Origin of the sequence: Burkholderia sp. (assembly GCF_018375725.1) — a bacterium.
Taxonomy (GTDB): domain Bacteria; phylum Pseudomonadota; class Gammaproteobacteria; order Burkholderiales; family Burkholderiaceae; genus Burkholderia.
Map to the genome: position 1 here is coordinate 1 of NZ_JAHACR010000381.1, position 3462 is coordinate 3462.

The 3462-nt window shown below is 62.2% G+C and carries 4 protein-coding genes; all 4 read right to left on the reverse strand.

Annotated elements, in window-relative coordinates; all coding sequences use genetic code 11:
* Positions 1-152 precede the first annotated feature (152 nt).
* A complete protein-coding gene (locus tag KH616_RS23080; protein ID WP_292252213.1) occupies positions 153-416 on the reverse strand; it encodes a type B 50S ribosomal protein L31 in 264 nt (87 codons plus the stop codon).
* Between the two features lie 159 nt (positions 417-575).
* On the reverse strand, positions 576-1409 hold the full coding sequence (locus KH616_RS23085) for a M90 family metallopeptidase (protein ID WP_292252214.1): 834 nt from the start codon (positions 1407-1409) through the stop codon (positions 576-578).
* 82 nt (positions 1410-1491) lie between these two features.
* Positions 1492-2754 (reverse strand): transcription termination factor Rho, encoded by a 1263-nt coding sequence (rho, locus tag KH616_RS23090; protein WP_292252215.1) that lies wholly within the window; start codon positions 2752-2754, stop codon positions 1492-1494.
* 195 nt (positions 2755-2949) lie between these two features.
* The gene (gene trxA / locus KH616_RS23095) at positions 2950-3276 is read right to left on the reverse strand and encodes a thioredoxin TrxA (RefSeq protein WP_006402348.1); all 327 of its coding nucleotides are present in this window, start codon (positions 3274-3276) and stop codon (positions 2950-2952) included.
* Positions 3277-3462 lie beyond the last annotated feature (186 nt).

The window sequence follows — 3462 nt, forward strand, 5'->3', positions numbered from 1 at the left end:
ATTGTAGACGTGCCGGCCGATGCGCGTCAGCGGAAACGCCCAAGGTGCGCCGGCGGGCTACTGCGATCCGGCGAGCAGAGACGAAAAAGGGCAGCCTGGGCTGCCCTTTGGTGCGGAACCGGTGAGTTGTCGTCACCGGAGGCGGTGCGAATTTACTTCGCTGCCTTGCCGCTGGCGCGTGCGCCGAACTTGTTCTTGAACTTCTCGACGCGGCCTGCCGTGTCCATGATCTTCTGCTGGCCGGTGTAGAACGAGTGCGATTCCGACGACACTTCGATCTTGGCGAGCGGGTAGGTCTTGCCTTCGAGCTCGATGGTTTCACGCGTCTGGATCGTCGAGCGCGTGATGAACTTGAAGCCGTTCGACATGTCTTGGAAGACGACTTCGCGGTAATCCGGGTGAATGCCTTGTTTCATGGTTTTTCCTTGGTGATAGCGGTAGCCAACCCGCCGCTTGGCCGTCGAGTCGCGCGATGATCCGCACGCATCGGATGGTGTCAAGCTCGGCGCGAGCCACTTGCCTAAGGTCGAAAAGCGGCGATTATGCCAGAAAATCAGATGGTTGACGAATAAATTTCAGGTTGCCGCGAGTGCGCCCGTGTCCGCGGGGTCTTGCCGGTAATAACGGGCGAGCAGCCGGTACAGTTCCGGAAATTCGGCCTCGAACGCGCGCGGCTGAACGAACAGCGCCTCGCTGCATACCGCGAAGAACTCCGACGGATGGTCGGCTGCGTAGGGATCGATCAGCGAATCGCGCTCGAAGCGCGCCCACGCGCGATCCGGCACCGCATCGACGCGTGCGCAGAACTGATCGTATGCATGATCGAACACATCGGACCAGGCCTGCGCGTCGAGATGCGGCGCGTGCCAGCGGCGAAACAGCGGCGGATAACCGTCGGCAGCGCCGTTGAGCATGTCGATCTTGTGCGCGAACTCGTGGATCACGACGTTGTACGCATCGCGTGCGTCGGTCATCTGGGCGTCTTCCCAGGACAGGATCACCGGGCCGCCTTCCCATGCCTCGCCGCTCGCGTCCTGCTCGACCTCGTGGACGACGCCGTCGTCGTCCTGCACGGTCTTGCGGATCACGAATTCGCCCGGATAGACGACGATCCCGACCCAGCCCGCGTACAGGGAGAGGTCGAGGTTCAGCACCGGCAGGCACGCCTGCACGGCGATGCCGACGATCATCGCGTCGGTGAGTTCGAGTCCGTGCGCGGTCGAGAACGACTTCTCCGCAAGAAAGAGGCTCGTCAATTCACGCAGCCGGTCGAGATCGGCGGGCGCGAGGTAGGCGAGGAACGGCAGGCGCTCGACCGTGTCGTGCCAGAGCGCATCGGGGATCGGGTGGCTTCGCAGCGCGCGGTCGCGGCGGCGCTTGCCGAGCCAGCGGGTCAATTTCGAAAGCATGGCGGCCAACGGAAGGTCTGCACGAAAAAACGGCCGCCTGGCGTGGAGCGCAGGCGGCCGCTGGATCTGCTGCCGGTGGCGATCAACCGCCGCGGCGCATCAGGTCGAAGAACTCGGAATTGCTCTTGGTCTGGCGAATCTTGTCGAGCAGGAATTCCATGGCCTCGACTTCGTCCATGTCGTGGATGAACTTGCGCAGCACCCAGATCTTTTGCAGGATCTCGGGCTTGATCAGCATTTCTTCACGACGCGTGCCGGACTTGTTCAGGTTGATCGACGGATAGACGCGCTTTTCCGCGAGACGGCGCTCGAGGTGCACTTCCATGTTGCCGGTGCCCTTGAACTCTTCGTAGATCACGTCGTCCATGCGGCTGCCGGTTTCGATCAGCGCGGTGCCGATGATCGTCAGCGAGCCGCCTTCCTCGATGTTGCGCGCGGCGCCGAAGAAGCGCTTCGGGCGCTGCAGCGCGTTGGCGTCGACACCGCCGGTCAGCACCTTGCCCGACGCCGGAATCACGGTGTTGTAGGCGCGCGCGAGACGCGTGATCGAGTCGAGCAGGATCACGACGTCATGCTTCATTTCGACGAGGCGCTTGGCCTTCTCGATCACCATTTCGGCGACCTGAACGTGGCGCGTGGCCGGTTCGTCGAACGTCGACGCGATCACTTCGCCCGCAACCGAGCGCTGCATTTCGGTGACTTCTTCGGGGCGCTCGTCGATCAGCAGCACGAACAGGATCACGTCCGGGTGGTTCTGCTTGATTGCGTGCGCGATGTGCTGGAGCATCACGGTCTTGCCCGACTTCGGCGACGCGACGAGCAGGCCGCGCTGGCCCTTGCCGATCGGCGCGATCATGTCGATGATGCGGCCTGTGACGTTTTCCTCGCCGCGCATTTCACGCTCGAGCGTGAGCGGCTTGTTCGGGTGCAGCGGCGTGAGGTTCTCGAACATGATCTTGTGTTTCGAGGCCTCGGGCGGCTGCCCGTTGACTTTGTCGACCTTGACGAGCGCGAAGTAGCGTTCGCCGTCCTTCGGCGTGCGGACTTCACCTTCGATCGTGTCGCCGGTGTGCAGATTGAAGCGGCGGATCTGCGACGGGCTGATATAGATGTCGTCGGTGCTCGCGAGGTACGACATTTCCGGCGAGCGCAGGAAGCCGAAACCGTCCGGCAGCACTTCGAGCGTGCCGTCGCCGAAGATCGTTTCTCCCGTCTTGGCGCGCTTTTTAAGAATGGCGAACATCAGCTCCTGCTTGCGCAGGCGGTTCGCGTTTTCGATCTCCAGGCCGTTGGCCATTTCGATCAATTCGGACACGTGCAGAGACTTAAGCTCGGATAAATGCATACGGAGATCCCGCCAGGGAGGAGATGCGACGAAATGAAATAAGGGAGGAGGGCGAGCGGAAGCGCTCTGAGGCTTAATGCGTCTTGTAGACGTTTTTTGATTCTAGCATACGCCGATTCGCGCTTGAGCGGCCGATCGGCGGCTTTGCGGCGGACATGTTGCCGGTTGACAACACGTCCGCGGAGCTTGCCGGTATTACAGGTGGCTGTCCAGGAATGCGGTCAGCTGCGACTTCGACAGCGCGCCGACCTTCTGCGCGGCAGCCGCGCCATTCTTGAAGAGGATCAGCGTCGGGATGCCGCGCACGCCGAACTTCGCGGGCGTCGCCTGGTTGTCGTCGACGTTGATCTTCGCGATCTGCAGCTTGTCGCCGTAGTCCTTCGCGACTTCGTCGAGGATCGGGGCGATCATCTTGCACGGGCCGCACCATTCGGCCCAGAAATCGACGAGCACAGGCTTGTCGGACTTGACGACGTCCTGTTCGAACGATGCGTCGCTGATGTGTTTGATCTGTTCGCTCATTGGGTGAATACCTCTTTCGGTTCGGGGACTGCCTGCTTGGCGCCGTTCGGCGCGCCGGCCACGGCGGCAGATTGCTCCGCAGCCCGGAAAGGCGGGGCGTGGGCGCTGCATGCTGCGGCTCGCGGGTCGTTCGGGCGTCATATTAGCCTAAATTGCTATCCGCTGCGGTGAGCGATAGTAGCCGCT